This window comes from Arthrobacter agilis, from assembly GCF_030816075.1.
In the GTDB taxonomy this organism is placed as follows: Bacteria; Actinomycetota; Actinomycetes; order Actinomycetales; family Micrococcaceae; genus Arthrobacter_D; species Arthrobacter_D agilis_E.
This window is the reverse complement of the sequence record NZ_JAUSXO010000001.1, coordinates 561,312-578,411: the sequence shown is the minus strand read 5'-3', so window position 1 is coordinate 578,411 and position 17,100 is coordinate 561,312. Positions and strand designations below refer to the sequence as shown.

Here is a 17,100-nt window from a genome sequence, read left to right as displayed (position 1 = left end):
AATGGAGCGACTCCCCTGCCTGCTGACGAGCTTTTCTGAAAAGGACATTTTTGTGAGCACAGCGTCACTCCCCTCCTCGCGGCACAGGACCGCGGCCGTAGCTCTCTGCGCGGCGTGGCTCATGGTGGTCGCAGTGATCGTCCTGTGGCCGACGCCGATAGACCGTGCGGGCGCACCACTGCTTCAGAGGGCTCTGATGTTCCTCCACGCGCACGGTTTGCCCGCGTCCGTGACCTACAACTCCGTGGAGTTCCTCTCCAATGTGCTGATGTTCGCTCCGTTGGGCCTGTTCTGGTTCATCCTCGCCCCGCGCGGCTGGCGATGGGCCGGACCACTGGTCGGACTGGGGCTCTCACTGCTCGTTGAGGGAATGCAGGCGCTCCTGCTGCCGCAGCGGGTTGCGACACTGGGCGATGTGCTCGCCAACACCATTGGTGCGGTGTGCGGCACTTTCATCGCATGGATGCTGATCTCGGCGCGTCACCCCCGGCAGATGCCGTAACCTCACCGACCGTCAACTCGTCCTAGCCTGCGCTCACTGGAAGTCTCTCGGGATTCAGTAGCGTCATCCTTGGATCACTCCCTTCCGCAAGCTAAAGGACACCAACGCCCGATGACGAAGGAACGCTGTGCAACTCACCCGCAGTCTCTCTGGCGGCTCGATCGTCGGAAGGCCGTTAATCTGCTTGGGCCACGTCTGCGCTCAACCGCGACCACATGCGCGACTCCCGCATGCTCGACATCGCAACCACAGTTCCATGAATAAGGCGGAATTTAGTACAAACGCACTGCGATAGCTGAAGTGGGCACAGGCGGACACCGCACCTCGCCGCTCGCTTGGGACGCCGGAGGACCACCGTCCGTGCACCAGACGTCTTGGATGTAGCGACACATATCGCGGGCTCACGCAGGTACGCTAGGTGGGCACTCTTTGGTACTGATGTCGGGCCCTACACTCACCCGGCGTGATAAACGAGGAATATTAACAATGACGCTGGATCCCCCGTTCCGCATACTCGCCGTGTGCACCGGCAACATATGCCGCTCTCCAATGGTGGAGCGGCTATTACAAGGCGCCTTCGACTGCACCGCACCTGGCGAGTTTGAAATCTCCAGTGCGGGCACCGCCGCCCGGGTGGGCTCACCCATTGACGCACAAGTTGCGGGCCTAGTCCGGGTGTTCGACGGCAATCCAGAAGGATTTCGCGCCCGGCAGCTCGAAGAGTCCATTCTCCAGGATCAAGACTTGGTACTGACGCTCACTCGCGAGCATCGCAAACGGGTCGTCGAGATGGCGCCATCGCTGCTGAGGAAGACCTTTACACTGCGAGAGTTTGCGCGGCTCGTGACTACGTTGGAGGGTGACTCCTCACTCGACGGACCCCACCGCTGGCGGGCAATTCTGCCGATGGTTGTTCGCGCACGCACCGTTCACCCTTCCAACCCATTGCAGGATGACGTCGTCGACCCATTCCGCCGCCCCGAGACGGTGTATCAGCAAATGGCGCGCGAACTAGTGCCAGCAGTGAAAACTCTCGCACACTGGGAACACAATTATCGATGAATCCGGCCAGAGGCGCTGCACCGCCTGCTTCGTCAATGTGCGGTCCATGCCATTAGCACATTTCGCCGCGGTGCAATAGAGCCCTTGCTATCGCCGCGGACTCTACGGAAGTTGCGAGAATCACGTCGTCGTGTCCTAGGGATGCCCTAGTCACAGAAGCCGCTTCCAGTCGCTCAGAAACTTCGCGCAACGAACTTGAATATTCCTGCCAACCCTCGCGCGACACCCCATTGTCGTCGCAGCACCTATCGAGACGAATCGGAATTCCAAAATGGAAGCAGTGACTCGTGCAAACTAGGCGACCAAATAGGACTAGCCTGCCGCTCGCATTGATATAGGAAGGCGACGCTCCCTTAGCTTCCGCGCTATAGGCCCTAGTGCATCCAGACCGAGTCGAACTGGACCCCTCCGATTTAGGCCCATGACCTTAGCAGCCTTGGAGACGAACTCCTCCTCACTGGCATGCCAAAACCAAGATTCGCGGTCCACCACTATCGGATATAAAGCCCCAAACCCCCGATCTTTTTCGGCAGGAAGATGCCAAGCTAACAACTTCATGTCACTTTCTGCGACATCTCGGAAACTGTGCGCCGTCCAAATCCTCCGAACGTAAGCATTGATTTTAACCAAAGGCACACCACGCAGCGCGAAATTTAGCACGTGTTCTTCTGTCGTAAACCGCGCTTCTCCACGACGGTACCGATCCAGCGACAAATTCCACGCACTTTCGGCTCGTTGACGGATAACTCCAGCGCAACACCTCGGAATTACGTAGAACTCTCCACCCATATGCTGCTGCGGCACCGTCAAAGGTTCACCAAGCAAAGCATGTAGCTCTTTCACCTGAACGGCCGTTAGACCATTCACCTCTTGAGCGCTCCCGTAGTCAATGTGCACAGCGCCAACCGCGTCCCCGAGGTCCCTCAACATGCTGGTCATCGAACGCACCAAAAGAACATCGGGATCTATCAGGATCGTCGTGTCAGCGTTGAGGTGATCCAGCGCATCAAGCAAGAACAGCGATCCTTCAAAAACTCGGGAAAAACCAGATGGCGGTCGATGGCTGAACGGTACGATTTTTACTTGCACCCCAAGAGTCAATAAACCTGGTTCGAAATCCGTGGGGATTTCAGCATTCGTGATCAACTCAAGCTTGAAGTCGGGGTGAAGCCGCCGAACAGAAGCGAAAGCAACGGTCATGGCACGAAAATAGGCCGACGCGGCGTCACCTTTTTTTGACCGGATGTTTGGATTTTGGCTAGCGTCAACGCGTACGAACGGTACCGCGACCGTTACAGAGGATGTCATGCATCGATCTTACTCAAACTTATCCTGAAGGCCGAGTACCCGAAGGCGCCCCGCCGATCACGCTCGGTCCTTTAAACCACCATCTCCTGCCGTCAGCCGCTAGAGAAGAGAACCAGGACCAAGGGCAATCGCGGAGCTTCATGGAAGCGGGGAATAGAAATCGTCAACGGCACTGAACGCTCGATCAGGGAAACCGAAACCTCAGGCGAAACCAGAGGACAACCTCGTCTGCTAACGGTTTCGTTGGAGCGCCGCCGCGAAAGTCAGCGCGAGCAGTTCAGGGGTTTTCTGAAGTATCTCTGGTGCTAAGAGTGGTCCGCCCCACTCGTCTCGGCTAATTGACATGCTAGTTGCAATGTCGGCGCTTTCAACACCAGTGATGTAAACCCCTCGCATGTCTCTTACCGACAAAGCAACACCGCATCGGTCTCCTACAATGCAATGCAGTCCAGCCGCCAGAGCCTCGTTAACTACAAGTCCCCACACTTCCGTCAGCGACGCCAGAACCAAAGTGTCATACTGGACCATTAGATCAGGCAGATGAGAGTACGCCACTCTCCCTAGGAAGAGCACCCGGTCATTCAGCCCTAGTCTGTCGACTTGCTGTCGTAGGTCTCCCTCCAATTCACCGCTGCCAATAAGCGTCAGCGTGTCAGCCTCCGCAGCTATGACAGCAAACGCTTCAATGATGCTGGCGATGTTCTTGAGTTCTATTAGCCGCCCTACGAAGAGGAACTTGTGGCCCTTCCTGCCCCTTTCCGGCACGCTCCGCAAACGAGCATGACTGAAAGCTGCAACATCGACCGCATTGAACCCCTCAAATATCTTGGACCGATCAACTCCCATTCCCTCTACAGCCTCCCCCGCGGCCACCCCGGGCACTACGACAGCGTCCAACAGCCTAAAGAAGACGCTTCTCGCGAAAGCAATCACGTCACTCTTATGAGTTTGCGATTCCAAGGTTGACTCGTAAAATCCTACTGCTTTTATGCCTTTAATTTTCGCTATTATAAGAGACTGCCAGTACGCTGGCTCTTCCCACCCCCCGATCAGGATGCTTCCGCCCGCCCGAAACGTCGTTCGCTCTTTGATAGCGCCTAGGAAGTGAAGCGGCCGCGATATCTTCGGCACTCTGTAGGTTTTCAATGTGCTGATCGAAAAAGTCTCGTCCGATTGGTAAACAGGCGACCATTCGTCGCCACGATTTCTCGCATCTAGGTGAAAATTCCGAGCGCCGACCAAGACCCGTACGTCGAGCGCGAAATGCGATGATAGTTCCCTCCATACGGGAAGACGATACGGGGCGGCGAAATTTGTAATCCAGAGGGCACGTGGCAACTCCCCTTCGATCGTCGAATCTTTCTTGTCGCTTTTACTTTTCATGTTCAACTCCAAGGTCATTCTTCAATCAGTCACGTCAGGACGATGGTCTCGGCGATTCCAACGGCGGCACCACGTCTCGCGACTGTCGCACTTCACGAACTGTCAGGAATAGGAAGGCCAAGAGTTGCAGCATCTGCGAGGCGAGTACCGCGACTGCGCAAGACAATGCCCCTAACGAAGGGGCCAAGGCAGCAACGAGCGCTAACTGCAGGGCAATTACGCTAGACAAGACTATTGCAACGGCCCGATCCCGTCCTAAATATTGCAGGGCAATGAATAGCGGCTGGTTCAAGACACCAGGAATGGCTGCGATTGCGAGGATAGTCAACACTTGAGCCCCGCTCCCGTATGCCGATCCGAGTAGAGTCTCCACCAGCCAAGGGGAAAGGATTGCTAAGCTACCTGCACCGATGATGGCAAGTGATGGCATCCAAGCAGCCTGCCGTAGGATGCGCCATGAATCCCGAACGTTTCCAGCGCGCGCAATGAAGGGCGCGGAAGCCGATGCGAAGGACCCAGCGAGAATGCTGACCGGCTGCACCCACTTATTGACCGAACCGTAAATGCCTGCAGCAGCCGGCCCCGCGATTGAGCCGAGAAGCGCGACATCCAAGCTTTGCAGGGACAGAAACCCCGCAGAAACGCCAAAGTTCCGCGCACTCGTCCATGGCCACCGGAACCGATAGTTTCGGTAAGCCGGGGAGTTGATTGGCGGCGTCAGGTAGGCCGCTAAAAAGGCGGAGGCTACTGGCCCCGTCGCGAGGGCGGCGATCAATGCGCTGGGTGCAGCAAGACCTAGAGAAGTAAGCGCGAAATACGTCAGGACAGCAACGAGCCGGTCGAACACCACCACCAATGAAGCTAGGTCTCCAAGTGCCGCGCCGCGCAGGGGCGTCTGAGCTGACTGACCGATGAGTGTTGAAAGGCCGAGAATTCCTGCAGTCCACAGGAGAGTCTCAGGAGTGAATGCGATGAGGACCCCGGTCAGAGCTCCGGCAGCCGCCGCACCAATGACCAATTTTGACAGCAACTTCCTTCCCAGATCGCTGGGGGTCATAGCTCCTCGAGCAAGTTCCCGAACCCAGAACGCGTTGCTGCCGAAATCCACGATCCCCGAAAGCGCAACCCCAAGCGCCATCGCGGACGCAACCGCGCCCAAGGCGGAAGGATCCGTAGCGCGTGCGGCGAGCACGAACAGCGCAGCAATCCCTAATTGTGCAGCACCCGCTGACAGTGCCAGCAGAACTGCTTGCCCACCTACGGCTCTAAAACGCGGCATTTTCAACCGAGGACCTCGCGATTGTCGAGCAGCGGACCAGTGAAGGCGGCCGTACCTGGAGTCCGCCCAGGATGGCGCAAGCCGTCAACAAGCGAGCGAGCAAAGGCGGCCGCTAGCTCCGTCCCATCTAGGCGTGTCCACTCGCCAAGTTCCGGGATATCCTCGATGTCATTTCGTAGAGTCTTTGATCCGGCTGCAACTATTCTCGTTCCTGCTGCTGCAGCCTTCCCGAATAGGCCACTTGACCCGTCGTTGCTGTGCGCCATGATCACCGTATCGACCGCGGACACCACCGAATCGAGTTCCAAGTCACTGAGCATTCTGTCAATGACAATCACCGAGCCGCCATTCGAGCGCATCAGATCGATGAAAGGAAGCGCGGAGTTCAGAGCGGTTGGCGCGCACTGTCCTGCTACCAGAAAACCAATGCGTTGAGCGTCCAGTTGCGCGAGTGTGCGCGCAACGAGTGGAAGATTTTTTCGCTCGTCCACAAATCCGAGGACTGAGAACCAGTGTCTCGACGAATCGAGACCAATTTCTTCCCGCACTTGCCTGATCGATGTTTTCGTTGCCGACATAGTCACCGGATCGTTCGCCGTTGTCAGCGTCGACTTGCCGGTCCACAGTGCGGTCTTTAGTAGAACAATCTTTGCATTTCTTCCGCGGTCGGCCCAGCGGTGTATCAGATATTTTAGCGCATTGACTAGGTATGCTCGGCCTAAGAAACCGTCTGACTGTGCCTTCTCCCGGAGTACGAGAACGGAGAGGTTCCCGGGCCCCTTCCACTTAGACGAAAACGCCATCGCTCGCGCGACACGGTCGCCATCTGGCACAACTATCAGATCAGTCTTGAAGTCCGCTGCTATAGAACCTAATCGCCCAACGTCTAAATTCTGAGTTCTTTCACGCAACGATACGAGGGTGAATTTACCCTGCAGGTCAGCAAGTTGATGCTTAAATTCGTCACTAGAGCTGGCGCCGTCGGCAAGCAGGACGAAGACTTCATCGCCCCTTCGCGTCGATTCCTCGACAAGCAGCCGAACGTAATAGAGGCGATGGCCAGTGAAGTTTGGTTCCACGATCGCAACCCTGCGAGGGACGACAACACCCGCTGCTGGTTCGGTCAATCTGTACTTCCTTCCTCAATCCGTCTAGGCCACTTAGCCCACCCGTGCCAAGAGCGAGATCGTCCTACCACTAGCATCTCGTACGCAACCTGCAGCTCGTCCGCCACAGCGTTCATACTGAAGCACTGCTTCACGATCTGTTGAGCGCGTATTCCTGCGCTATTGCGCTTTCCCTGGTCGGCTAGGTACTCGGCAACAGCTTCGGTAAGCCCGTTCAAGCTCTCGTCAAACACCGTCCCGCAGCCATTCGCGCGCACCCTCTCCGCGAGGCCGCAACTCCGACCAACTACCACCGGAAGGCCCAACGACAGCGCTTCGAGGACCGACATGGGAAATGGTTCATCAACCGAGGGAAGAACGTATAAATCGGCCTGCGACATCCGGTCGAGTGTGTGCACAGGATCGAGTGCGCCCTCCCACAGGATGGCGTCACCCAGATTCGCCTTCGCAATGGCTTCTTGCACACTTTTGGCTTCTCCCTCGTCAGGCCCGACCAGGCGGAATTGAACGTCGGGGAACGCTTTATGCAGCGCTATTGCCATCTCGACGAACTGGAGAGGGCGCTTGCGCTTGTGAAGTCGAGCAAGAAACAGGACCTCAAGGCTCGAGTTCCCCTGGACTCGTCCTGCTGTGCTCGGGACGCCGTTGGGTAGGTATCGCAGAGCAAGACGCCCGTTGGTGAGTTCTGTCAGATCGGCCGCTTCGCGATCTGTGAGGTATAGAACCTGGGTTGCTCGTTTCAGTACAGGTTTCGTAAGAACAGTGTCGAGCGGGCCAGCGAGCAAATGATTTGAGGCATCAATCATGCCATGTGTTTGTACTATGTAAGGAATTCTAGCGGCGCGAACGATTGCTGCCGACGGTAGCGTGACAAAGTCGCGCGCTAAATGGATGTGCACCACATCAAAGTGGCGAACGTTCATTGTCAACCATAGCAGTAACGGTGCCGATGTAAGCCCTGCGAATCCTGCCCGCGGCACTACAGTTTGGGCAGCAAATAACCGGACTGGGAACTCCATGAAGATTGCTGGCATGTCGCCATTGAAGCCGAGCGCGCCTGCAACAACCTCGACATCGTGGCCTGCTTCAACCAAGGCTCGCGACTGATTGATTGCGACACGAACGGGCCCACCATATGCGCCGTCAGGCGTAATTAGTGTAACTATCTGAAGGATTCTCATGCCCGACTCTTGCTCGGTGTCAAATATGAAGCGGGCGCAAGCGCACGCGCCTCATCTGGAACATCGTTCGTTACGAGGGCAGTCGCACCAACCAGTGCATCCCGCCCGACCTTCACACCACGAAGCACCGTCGCTCGAGCGGCAATCCACGCCCCGTCACTGATGCAGATTGGAGCATTGTCGAATTCGAAAGTTCTAGAGCTCGCATCATGGCTTCCTGTACATAGGAACGCTTCCTGCGAGATGCATACGTCTCGTCCGATGGTGATCTGTTCTAGGTTAAGTAGCCAAGCACCGACACCAATCCAGGTGTTATCTCCAATGGTCAACTTCCAAGGCCAGTGGATCCGCACGCCATGACGGATAAGCACTCCGTCACCCACCACTGCGCCGAATGCTCGCAGTACTCGGACTCGGACGCTTGGTGGGCACCAAACCCGTTCGAACAGGAGAGATGACGCCGCAAGCCAGAGAGCTTGTAGAAGCTTGCCGCGACCCTTGTCGTAGCCCGCTCCGGTGAATTCGGATAGTCGACGAAAATGTGTCACAGCGTTTACCTCTCAGAAGCTTCACCATTGGCCGCCCGGTCCCACTTCGGCTTCGTGCTCGAGGTTGGCATCGAAGCGGCATTTCTTACGCTTCGCTCGAGGGGCTGGTTGTCGGCACGGTCGCGATCAAGCCGCGTAATCGTGACAAGGCTACTCGACGAATGTGCGCAGCCTCTACCGTTGCCGCGTAGTCGCCTTCATCCCACTTAGTCCGAACGTACCTGACAGACCAGCGAAGGGGGACGGTTCGCGTACCGAACAAGCGGGTTCGGCTCACCACCGCGGTAGACGGAAGCGCTGACAATACCGCGGTCAGTACGAGGGACATCGAGGATTTTGGAGGCGTGCGTCCGATCTGGATGTACGCCGCGATCCGACTCGGCACGGCACATCGACTGGAAGGACGTGTCAGATGTCTATCCTTGACAACGTGACGGACCGAAAACTGCGCGTTTCCATACTCGCCCTCAACTACGCGCCTGAATCAACGGGTATTGCGCCCTACGTGACGCGACTGGCTGAGCGACTAGCCGCGGAGGGACACGCTGTGGAGACACTCGTCGGTTTTCCGCACTACCCCGAGTGGCAGGTAAGGGCAGGCTACTCCGGCTGGCAGTCGAGTGAGACCGTCAAAGACGTCCAGGTGAAGCGCCTGCGTCACTACGTGCCCTCAAATCCCACCGCCCTCAGACGCCTGCACCTCGAATTGAGCTTCGGCCTGCGCCTGTTGTTCGCCCGATGGAGCAAGCCGGATGTCGTTCTGGTGGTAACGCCTGCCCTGTTCTCCAGCGCGCTAGTTCTTCTCCGTACACGTTTCGGTCTCCGCCGGCCTGCGACAGGCATCTGGGTCCAAGACATCTATAGTCGCGGTCTCGATGAAATAAGCAAGGGGCCATCTATGTTGGTTAGCGCAATGAGGCATTTCGAGGGGTTTGTACTTCGTTCCGCAACAGGAGTGTGCGTTATTCACGAGCGTTTTAAAGACTACGTCGTCTCCGGGCTCGGTGTCGATCATAAAAACGTCGCTGTTATCCGTAACTGGGCTCATTTAGATACGCAACCGTCAAGCTTGCGTTCGTCCACTCGCCTGAAATGGGGCTGGCAGGATCAGGACATAGTGGTGCTGCATGCTGGCAATATGGGGGCCAAACAGGGATTGACCAACGTCGTTAATGCGGCAGCTCTCGCAACTCAGCGAGACTCTCCTGTTCATTTCGTACTCCTTGGCGACGGTAATCAGCGCCAGCAGGTGAAAGCACTCGCGGCAGGGGTTGGACACATCCAATTCATTGATCCCGTCCCGGATGAAGACTTCTCAGCAGTCCTTCATGCGGCAGACGTCCTTCTAGTGAATGAGCTACCCGGTCTCCGGGAAACGGCGGTTCCGAGCAAGTTGACCTCCTACTTTTCAACTGGGCGTCCTGTTATTGCTGCAACAGACTCCGACAGTACGACTGCGGGAGAGATTGCTAGGTCCGGCGGCGGTATCCGGGTAGAGCCCAACGCTCCAGAAGCCCTCGTGAAAGCGGCAGAACGACTTGGCGCAGACAACGACCTTTCGGGAACGCTTGGGCGCGCAGGACAGAACTATGCCGGCAAAACCCTGTCCGAGGACGCCGCTATAGTGGCGTACGGCGCTTGGTTGCAGACGCTCCAAGCAAGCAAGAGTGGCGCTTCATCGGCCGACACGGCATGAAGCCTGAACAGAACAAGGGGGACTCGCGTTGCCTAAACGCGCTCTAATTACCGGAATCACGGGCCAAGACGGCTCTTACCTCGCTGAGCTGCTTCTTCGAAAGGGGTATGAAGTTCACGGACTGATCCGGCGAGCGTCAACCTTCAACACCGCCCGCGTCGACCACCTCTATGTTGACCCCCATGATCCGCGCGCCAAGCTGTTCCTTCATTATGGTGATCTGAGCGATGGCTCGCGGCTCGTCACACTCCTGGCGGACATCCGCCCAGACGAGGTCTACAATCTCGCCGCACAGTCCCACGTCAGGGTGTCGTTCGACGAACCTGAGCACACCGCGGACACTACTGGCATGGGTACAGTTCGTCTCCTCGAGGCTGTGCGGCTGGCAGGCATCGATACGAAGTTCTACCAGGCGTCGTCGTCGGAAATGTTTGGAGCTACTCCACCGCCGCAGAACGAAGAGACTCCCTTTTACCCCCGTTCCCCATATGGCGCGGCCAAGGTATACAGCTACTGGATTACGAAAAATTATCGCGAAGCATACGGCATGTTCGCGGTGAACGGAATTCTATTTAATCACGAATCGCCTCGCCGCGGTGAAACATTCGTTACGCGAAAAATCACCCGCGCGGTCGCGGCTATTAAGGCCGGGAAGCAGGAACATGTTTACATGGGTAACCTCGACGCCGTGCGCGATTGGGGATACGCGGCGGAATATGTAGAGGGAATGTGGCGCATGCTGCAGGCGGACGAACCCGACGACTTCGTCCTCGCCACCGGCGGCAACTACACCGTGAAGGACTTTCTGAGCATTGCTTTCGAGCACGCCGGCTTGAATTGGGAAGACCACGTTAAGTTCGACGAGCGCTACCTGCGCCCCACCGAGGTTGACGCCTTGGTAGGCGATGCATCGAAAGCACAAGACAAGCTAGGCTGGAAAGCCACCATTCACACGCCCGACCTCGCTCGCCTGATGGTCGACGCGGATATTGAAGCCCTCAATCACGCGGGCCGCCAGTGGATCGATTCTGTCGACCTGGAATCCTGGAAGAGTTGATATGACGCACTTTGTGCCGGGCCCTCTCGAACGGGACGCCCCCTTCTACATTGCAGGCCACCGGGGCCTCGTCGGGTCGGCAATCTGGCGTAAGTTGGAATCGGAGGGATTTACCAACCTTCATGGGCAGACTTCGTCGGAGCTAGACCTTAAGGATCGATCCGCCGTCTCTAGCTACATGGCGAGCCTTCAGCCCCGCTACTTGGTGTTGGCCGCTGCGAAAGTTGGTGGCATTCTGGCCAACAACACATACCCCGTGGATTTTCTCACCGAGAACCTCCAGATTCAGGTGAACGTGCTTGACGCAGCCCGGGAGCAAAACGTGGAGCGAGTGTTGTTCCTGGGCTCCTCCTGTATCTACCCCAAATTGGCACCACAGCCCATTCGTGAGGACTCCTTGCTCACTGGGCACCTCGAACCTACAAACGACGCGTACGCCATCGCCAAGATTGCCGGAATCATGCATGTCCAAGCCGTCCGTCGCCAGTACGGACTGCCATGGATTTCCGCGATGCCCACCAACCTCTATGGTCCTGGCGACAACTTTTCGCCGGAAGGCTCACACGTTTTGCCGGCCCTCATCCGCCGATACGATGAAGCGGCTCGTAGTGGCAACTCAGCCGTTACGAACTGGGGCACCGGCTCGCCGCGACGCGAATTTCTTCACGTTGACGATATGGCCGAGGCTTGCCTGCACCTGCTCGAGCACTATGACGGGCCCGAGCAAGTGAATGTTGGCACCGGGTCAGATGTCACTATCAAAGAGCTTGCGGAGACCGTGGCTTCCGCTGTGGGATTCGAGGGCAGCATCGAGTGGGACACGAGTAAACCCGACGGGACGCCTCAAAAGTTGCTCGATGTATCAAAATTAGCCAACGCGGGATGGACGGCGAAGATGAACCTTCAGGACGGCGTCATGGATACCGTCAATTGGTATCGCGCCAACCAGTCCGGCTTGCGCAACTGAACCGGCAACAGCGCGCCCTATCGGCACTTCGGCTGCGTGGGCTCGTTACTGCCCGCAGCACAATATGCATCTAGAGAGGTCTCCTTTGGAGCTGAATGATTATCTTCGGATCTTGCGGCGTAATTGGCTGCTGATCACGGTCTGTTCCATCGTCGGCATACTCGTCGGAGCCCTTGCCTCATTCGCTGTTCGTCCCACCTATACGGCCGAAACTAAACTTTTTGTGGCGATTCAAAGCTCGGGCAGCGTGCAGGAACTGCAGCAAGGCAATACTTTTACTCAGGCGCGGGTTCAGTCGTATGTCGAGACAGTCGCCGAGCCCTTGGTACTGCAGCCCGTCGTCGAGTCACTCGGCCTCGATGTGACTGCCGCGGAACTTGCAGGCAAAGTCACGGCCACTGCTGATCTGAACACGGTCATCATCACTATCGCGGTGGAGGACACATCCCCGGTTCAAGCCGCTGCCATCGCTCAGGCGACGGCCGACAGCCTTGTCCAATCGGTCGGGAGTCTTGAAAGTCCTACTGAGGGCGGGCCATCGCCGGTTAACTTGACCGTAATCACGCCTGCGACGGCTCCTTCGCATCCGTCGGCCCCAAATACCCGGCTTAACCTCGCGCTCGGTCTTCTTGTTGGATTAGCGATCGGACTCGGATCAGCGATCCTGAGGACGACGCTAGATACCCGCGTCCGCCGAGAATCCGACATCCGTCGGATTAGCGATGCACCGCTGCTCGGTGGAATCTCATTCGACACTGACGCGCAGAAAAAACCACTTCTCACCCAAGCGCCGCCACAAAGCCCTCGCGCCGAATCCTTCCGCCAAATTCGAACGAACCTACAGTTTGCCCATGTCAGTCACAAGTCGAAAGCAGTGCTCGTCACCTCTTCACTTCCTGGCGAGGGCAAGAGCACCACGGCCACGAACCTGGCAATCGCCATCGCCCAAGGGGGCCAGTCAGTGGTGCTCGTGGATGCCGACCTCCGACGGCCGCGGGTGGACGAGTATCTTGGGCTGGAGCGCAATGCAGGACTGACGACGGCCCTGATCGGTCGAGCCGATGTTGAGGACCTCCTTCAACCTTGGGGTTCTGACGAGCTGTACATTCTGACTGCCGGGCAAGTCCCGCCCAACCCCAGCGAGCTACTGGGCTCCGATGCCATGAAGCAACTCATTACGCGCCTCGAGCAGAAATTCGATGCAGTCATCATTGATGCTCCTCCCCTACTTCCCGTAACTGATGCTGCCGTACTCGCGCAGCAGGTCGGTGGCGTCGTGCTCGTCGTTGGGTCTTCTAAAGTAAGGCTTCCCGATCTGCAGAAGTCTCTTAGCAACCTTGAGATGGTCGACGCGGATCTGCTCGGTATCGTCATCAATCTATTGCCCAGCAAGGGGCCCGACGCGTATGCCTATAGCTACTATTCATATGACTCGGTGACCACGCCCGCGATGGAGGAAGCGCAACCTGTTACTCGGCGGCCTAACAATGACAATCCTTCTGACTTTGACGAGCGTATTTTTGGGGTTTCGTCTCAAAACAAGTAACTAGCCCGCCACGACTGGGTGGCGCGCTTGGGGTCTGGAAACTGGGGTCGGAGATCAAAGAAAAGACTGGCTGGACGCAGCGCTACGGACGACGGCTAGCCGTGGTTGACGCTGCCGTAGTTCTATGGGCTACCGTTGGTGCGCTAATCCTTCGGTTCGGGGTCCCCGAGACGGAGCGGTTGAGCGCGAGCGAGCAGCCTTACGTGGTGCTGTCGCTGATCCTCGCAGCGGGCTGGTGGGCGATGCTCTCCCTCAGGGGCAGTCGGGAAGCCACAGTGCTAGGACACGGCACTGAGGAGTACAAGAGAGTGGTCAGCGCCTCGCTAATACTCTTTGGCCTCGTCGCTATCGTCAGCTACGCGTTGCAACTCGACACGGCCCGTGGCTACGTAGGAGTCGCTCTTCCAGCGGGCCTCATCATGCTGCTGCTGTCGCGCGCTATCGTGCGCCGCTTCCTACATATTGAGCGCGAACACGGTCGAAGCTCCCTTCGCGTGCTGGTGGTCGGCAGTTCAAGCGGCGTACAGCATCTCGCCGATTCTCTGCGTGCGCAGCCAATGGCGGGCTACATTCCGGTGGGCGCGTACCTCCCTGGTGTCGAGCTAGGCGCGAGCACAACTGAACACCTCGATCTGCGTGTCATCGGGAGAGCTGTTGAAGCTGACGCCATCATCTCCGATATCAAGGCATTTGGTCCCGACGCGGTAGCGCTATCGAGCAGTATGCAACTCGCACCCGAAACCATTCGAGCTCTTGGCTGGGCACTCGCCGACCTGAACATCCGCCTTATCATGGCGCCCGCCCTGACCGACGTCGCCGGTCCTCGCATCCATACCCGTCCCGTTGCTGGTCTCCCGCTGATCCACGTTTCAACCCCCAATCTCGAAAAAGGGCAGCGCTTTGTCAAGAGGACCACCGACATCATCGGTGCCGCACTTCTGATCGTCGCGGCGTCCCCGCTACTGACTGGGATTGCACTACTCGTGCGACTCGATTCGCCGGGTCCTATCCTGTTCCGTCAGGAACGGGTAGGCACCGCGGGCGAACGTTTCCGGATGTTTAAGTTCCGGTCGATGGTGGTGGACGCAGAGGCGAAATTGGAGCGACTTCGAGAAAGCCACGAAGGCAACGAGGTGCTGTTCAAGCTCAGGAACGACCCAAGGGTCACGCGGGTAGGCCGGGTTTTGCGGAAATTCAGTCTCGATGAACTGCCGCAGCTGTTCAACGTCGTTGGGGGATCCATGTCCCTGGTAGGCCCGCGTCCTCCCCTGGCAGCCGAGGTGGAACGCTACGACATCCGCGCCCACCGCCGGCTCCTGGTCCGCCCCGGTATGACCGGTCTGTGGCAGGTCAGCGGACGGTCCCTGCTTTCCTGGGACGAAACGGTCCGACTCGATCTCTACTACGTAGAGAACTGGTCCTTCCTTGGCGATCTGACCATATTGCTGCGTACGTTCAAAGCCGTAATCAGCCGTCACGGTGCCTTCTAAATTGACCCTCGAGCCACTTCCAAGAAGGACCGTTTGAATGACTGACCCACACTCGCCCCACGCCGCGCCCTCGCAAATCGAAGCGAAGGCGTCGACCAGAGGGACTTCCAGGGCGCGAACCCGTAAGCGTGGCCGTTTGCCGCTGATAATCTCCGTTGTATTGCTGGTGTTGCTCGCGGCGACCGGTGGTTGGCTGGCGCACCGAGCACAGCAAATTCGCAGCAATCTCGCGAGCAGCATGTCTCTGCTGCCTGATTTACAGGCAGCCGTCGTCGCTCGTGACACCGACCGGGCCAGCGCGGTTACCGATGAGTTGACAGAGCACACTACCGCGGCTCGTTCTGCCGGCACTGACCCATTGTGGAAAGCTGCCGGACTGTTGCCTTTCTTTGGGCAAAATTTTAGCGCCGTCTCCGAGGTGACAATCTCCGCCGACGACGTCGTCACTCGAGCGGTTGCGCCCATGGTCGACAAGTTTGCCGCCTTGAACTGGAACGCGCTCACACCTCTAGACGGGCGCATCGACACCGCCCCGCTGGCGGGCATTGCCCCAACTCTGTCCGCTGCGGCCACCACAGTGGACCTGTCCTACGGCCGGCTCGAGGACATTGACCGCTCGGAGTTGCTGCCGCAGATCGCTGGTCCGCTGAAGGAGGCCGTTGAGGCCCTCGACGAAGCGCGGGGGCCTATAAATGGCGCGTCCCAGACCGCAGAACTACTTCCGCCCATGCTGGGTGCCGAGGGGACCCGCAATTACCTGGTGCTGGTGCAGAACAGTGCCGAAGTCAGGGCGACGGGCGGAATTCCCGGAGCCTTGGCTGTGCTCACGGTTGAGGATGGACGCATCTCGCTCACCGACCAGGGCAGTGCAACGGAGCTAGGGAGGTTTAGCCCGCCACTTGAGGTGGACCCGGAGCAGGAGGGAATCTACTCCTCCCGCATGGCCTCCTTCATGCAGAGCGTCAACCTCACCCCCGACTTTCCCACCGCCGCCTCGACTGCGCAGCAGATGTGGCAGGATCGCCACCCGGGATCACAGATTGATGGAGTGATCGCCCTCGATCCGGTGGTGCTGGCCAATATCCTCTTTGCCACTGGGCCTGTGGAGCTGGGCAGCTTCGGTGATCCCGCCATTGACTCCCTACTCGCGGAGACGGAACTGCCGACAGCGCTCGATTCCACCAATGTGGTGCCCACTCTCCTTTCCGACGTGTATGCGCAGATCGAGGAACCTGTCCTGCAGGACGCCTACTTCGCAGCGGTAGCCGGCAAGGTTTTCGGTGCGCTGACCGACGTACAGGGAGATGGCAAGCAGCTTATCGACGCCCTGGTGACCAGTGCTGGGCAAGGCCGCTTGTACGTATGGTCAGCATCATCGGAAGAGCAGGACCTCCTCGCCCAGACCGACCTTGGCGGCGCTGCGCTCGGGCCCGCGGCTGGTGGCGCGGCCTTCGGCGTGTATTTCAACGACGGCACGGGCGCGAAGATGGACTACTACGTGCGGCGCACTGTGCAGCTGGTGAAGAGCTGCCCGGGTGATGGGTACTCCCTGTATACGGTCAAAGTGACCCTGACCAATACCGCGCCCGCGGACGCGGCGACCAGCCTGCCTGAGTATGTGACAGGTGGCGGCGCCTTCGGTGTCGACCCGGGACGGGTGAGAACCAACACCGTTGGTTATGGGCCCGCCCAGGCGGTTCTGCAGCGTGCGCGGGTCGATGGTGCGGAGGTCCCCGTCGGATCCTTCGCGCACGGCAACCGGCCGGTGGGTATCCTCACGACGGAACTCGGCCCGGGCGAAACGGCGACCCTGGAAATGGACTTCTCCAAGGTGGTGCAGGAGACCGAGCCCGTGCTCGACGTGACTCCCACGGTGCAGGACCCGGCCGATGTACTCCTGCCGACGGAGGGCCTGCAGTCCTGCGGCTAGCACGTCGCGCCTGAACCAGCACTC

At 58.3% G+C, this 17,100-nt stretch carries 13 protein-coding genes; 8 read left to right on the top strand and 5 right to left on the bottom strand.

Annotation, left to right across the window (positions count from 1 at the left end):
* Window position 1 precedes the first annotated feature (1 nt).
* Together QFZ50_RS02585 and QFZ50_RS02580 are read left to right on the top strand one after the other, a co-directional pair.
* Window positions 2-502 carry a VanZ family protein gene (locus QFZ50_RS02585; RefSeq protein ID WP_307081628.1) on the top strand — a complete coding sequence of 167 codons (501 nt, stop codon included), beginning with the start codon at window positions 2-4 and terminating at the stop codon, window positions 500-502.
* Between the two features lie 486 nt (window positions 503-988).
* On the top strand, window positions 989-1,564 hold the full coding sequence (locus tag QFZ50_RS02580; protein WP_307081626.1) for an arsenate reductase/protein-tyrosine-phosphatase family protein: 576 nt from the start codon (window positions 989-991) through the stop codon (window positions 1,562-1,564).
* Window positions 1,565-1,876: 312 nt separating this feature from the next.
* Here QFZ50_RS02580 and QFZ50_RS02575 read toward each other — a convergent pair whose 3' ends face one another.
* The 5 genes from QFZ50_RS02575 to QFZ50_RS02555 all read right to left on the bottom strand — a co-directional run bounded on the left by QFZ50_RS02575 (window position 1,877) and on the right by QFZ50_RS02555 (window position 7,842).
* Window positions 1,877-2,872, bottom strand: coding sequence for a hypothetical protein (locus tag QFZ50_RS02575; protein WP_307081624.1), 996 nt, complete (start codon window positions 2,870-2,872; stop codon window positions 1,877-1,879).
* Window positions 2,873-3,103: 231 nt separating this feature from the next.
* Complete coding sequence (locus tag QFZ50_RS02570; RefSeq protein ID WP_307081623.1) at window positions 3,104-4,273, bottom strand: glycosyltransferase; 1,170 nt, start codon at window positions 4,271-4,273, stop codon at window positions 3,104-3,106.
* Window positions 4,274-4,289: 16 nt separating this feature from the next.
* Complete coding sequence (locus QFZ50_RS02565) at window positions 4,290-5,540, bottom strand: lipopolysaccharide biosynthesis protein (protein WP_307081621.1); 1,251 nt, start codon at window positions 5,538-5,540, stop codon at window positions 4,290-4,292.
* Window positions 5,537-6,661: a hypothetical protein gene (locus QFZ50_RS02560; RefSeq protein WP_307081619.1), complete on the bottom strand. Its 1,125-nt coding sequence runs from the start codon at window positions 6,659-6,661 to the stop codon at window positions 5,537-5,539. Before QFZ50_RS02560 ends, QFZ50_RS02565 begins: the two co-directional genes overlap by 4 nt.
* Window positions 6,658-7,842, bottom strand: coding sequence for a glycosyltransferase (locus QFZ50_RS02555; RefSeq protein ID WP_307081617.1), 1,185 nt, complete (start codon window positions 7,840-7,842; stop codon window positions 6,658-6,660). Before QFZ50_RS02555 ends, QFZ50_RS02560 begins: the two co-directional genes overlap by 4 nt.
* Before the next feature lie 960 nt (window positions 7,843-8,802).
* Between QFZ50_RS02555 and QFZ50_RS02550 the strand changes: the two genes are divergently transcribed.
* The 6 genes from QFZ50_RS02550 to QFZ50_RS02525 all read left to right on the top strand — a co-directional run bounded on the left by QFZ50_RS02550 (window position 8,803) and on the right by QFZ50_RS02525 (window position 17,076).
* Window positions 8,803-10,086: a glycosyltransferase family 4 protein gene (locus QFZ50_RS02550; protein ID WP_307081615.1), complete on the top strand. Its 1,284-nt coding sequence runs from the start codon at window positions 8,803-8,805 to the stop codon at window positions 10,084-10,086.
* Window positions 10,087-10,114: 28 nt separating this feature from the next.
* Complete coding sequence (gene gmd / locus QFZ50_RS02545; RefSeq protein WP_307081613.1) at window positions 10,115-11,143, top strand: GDP-mannose 4,6-dehydratase; 1,029 nt, start codon at window positions 10,115-10,117, stop codon at window positions 11,141-11,143.
* A 1-nt stretch (window position 11,144) separates the two neighbouring features.
* On the top strand, window positions 11,145-12,110 hold the full coding sequence (locus QFZ50_RS02540; RefSeq protein ID WP_307081610.1) for a GDP-L-fucose synthase family protein: 966 nt from the start codon (window positions 11,145-11,147) through the stop codon (window positions 12,108-12,110).
* An 85-nt stretch (window positions 12,111-12,195) separates the two neighbouring features.
* Window positions 12,196-13,656: a polysaccharide biosynthesis tyrosine autokinase gene (locus QFZ50_RS02535; RefSeq protein WP_307081608.1), complete on the top strand. Its 1,461-nt coding sequence runs from the start codon at window positions 12,196-12,198 to the stop codon at window positions 13,654-13,656.
* Window positions 13,657-13,757: 101 nt separating this feature from the next.
* Entirely contained in the window at window positions 13,758-15,146 is a 1,389-nt protein-coding gene (locus tag QFZ50_RS02530; RefSeq protein ID WP_307081606.1) for a sugar transferase, read from the top strand.
* A 136-nt stretch (window positions 15,147-15,282) separates the two neighbouring features.
* On the top strand, window positions 15,283-17,076 hold the full coding sequence (locus tag QFZ50_RS02525; RefSeq protein ID WP_307081604.1) for a DUF4012 domain-containing protein: 1,794 nt from the start codon (window positions 15,283-15,285) through the stop codon (window positions 17,074-17,076).
* Window positions 17,077-17,100 lie beyond the last annotated feature (24 nt).

What these genes read in the sequence shown, in the direction of transcription:
- QFZ50_RS02585 (WP_307081628.1), top strand. Translation starts at nt 2, where the DNA reads ATGGAGCGACTCCCCTGCCTGCTGACGAGCTTTTCTGAAAAGGACATT.
- QFZ50_RS02580 (WP_307081626.1), top strand. Translation starts at nt 989, where the DNA reads ATGACGCTGGATCCCCCGTTCCGCATACTCGCCGTGTGCACCGGCAAC.
- QFZ50_RS02575 (WP_307081624.1), bottom strand. Translation starts at nt 2,872, where the DNA reads ATGACATCCTCTGTAACGGTCGCGGTACCGTTCGTACGCGTTGACGCT.
- QFZ50_RS02570 (WP_307081623.1), bottom strand. Translation starts at nt 4,273, where the DNA reads ATGACCTTGGAGTTGAACATGAAAAGTAAAAGCGACAAGAAAGATTCG.
- QFZ50_RS02555 (WP_307081617.1), bottom strand. Translation starts at nt 7,842, where the DNA reads ATGAGAATCCTTCAGATAGTTACACTAATTACGCCTGACGGCGCATAT.
- QFZ50_RS02550 (WP_307081615.1), top strand. Translation starts at nt 8,803, where the DNA reads ATGTCTATCCTTGACAACGTGACGGACCGAAAACTGCGCGTTTCCATA.
- QFZ50_RS02540 (WP_307081610.1), top strand. Translation starts at nt 11,145, where the DNA reads ATGACGCACTTTGTGCCGGGCCCTCTCGAACGGGACGCCCCCTTCTAC.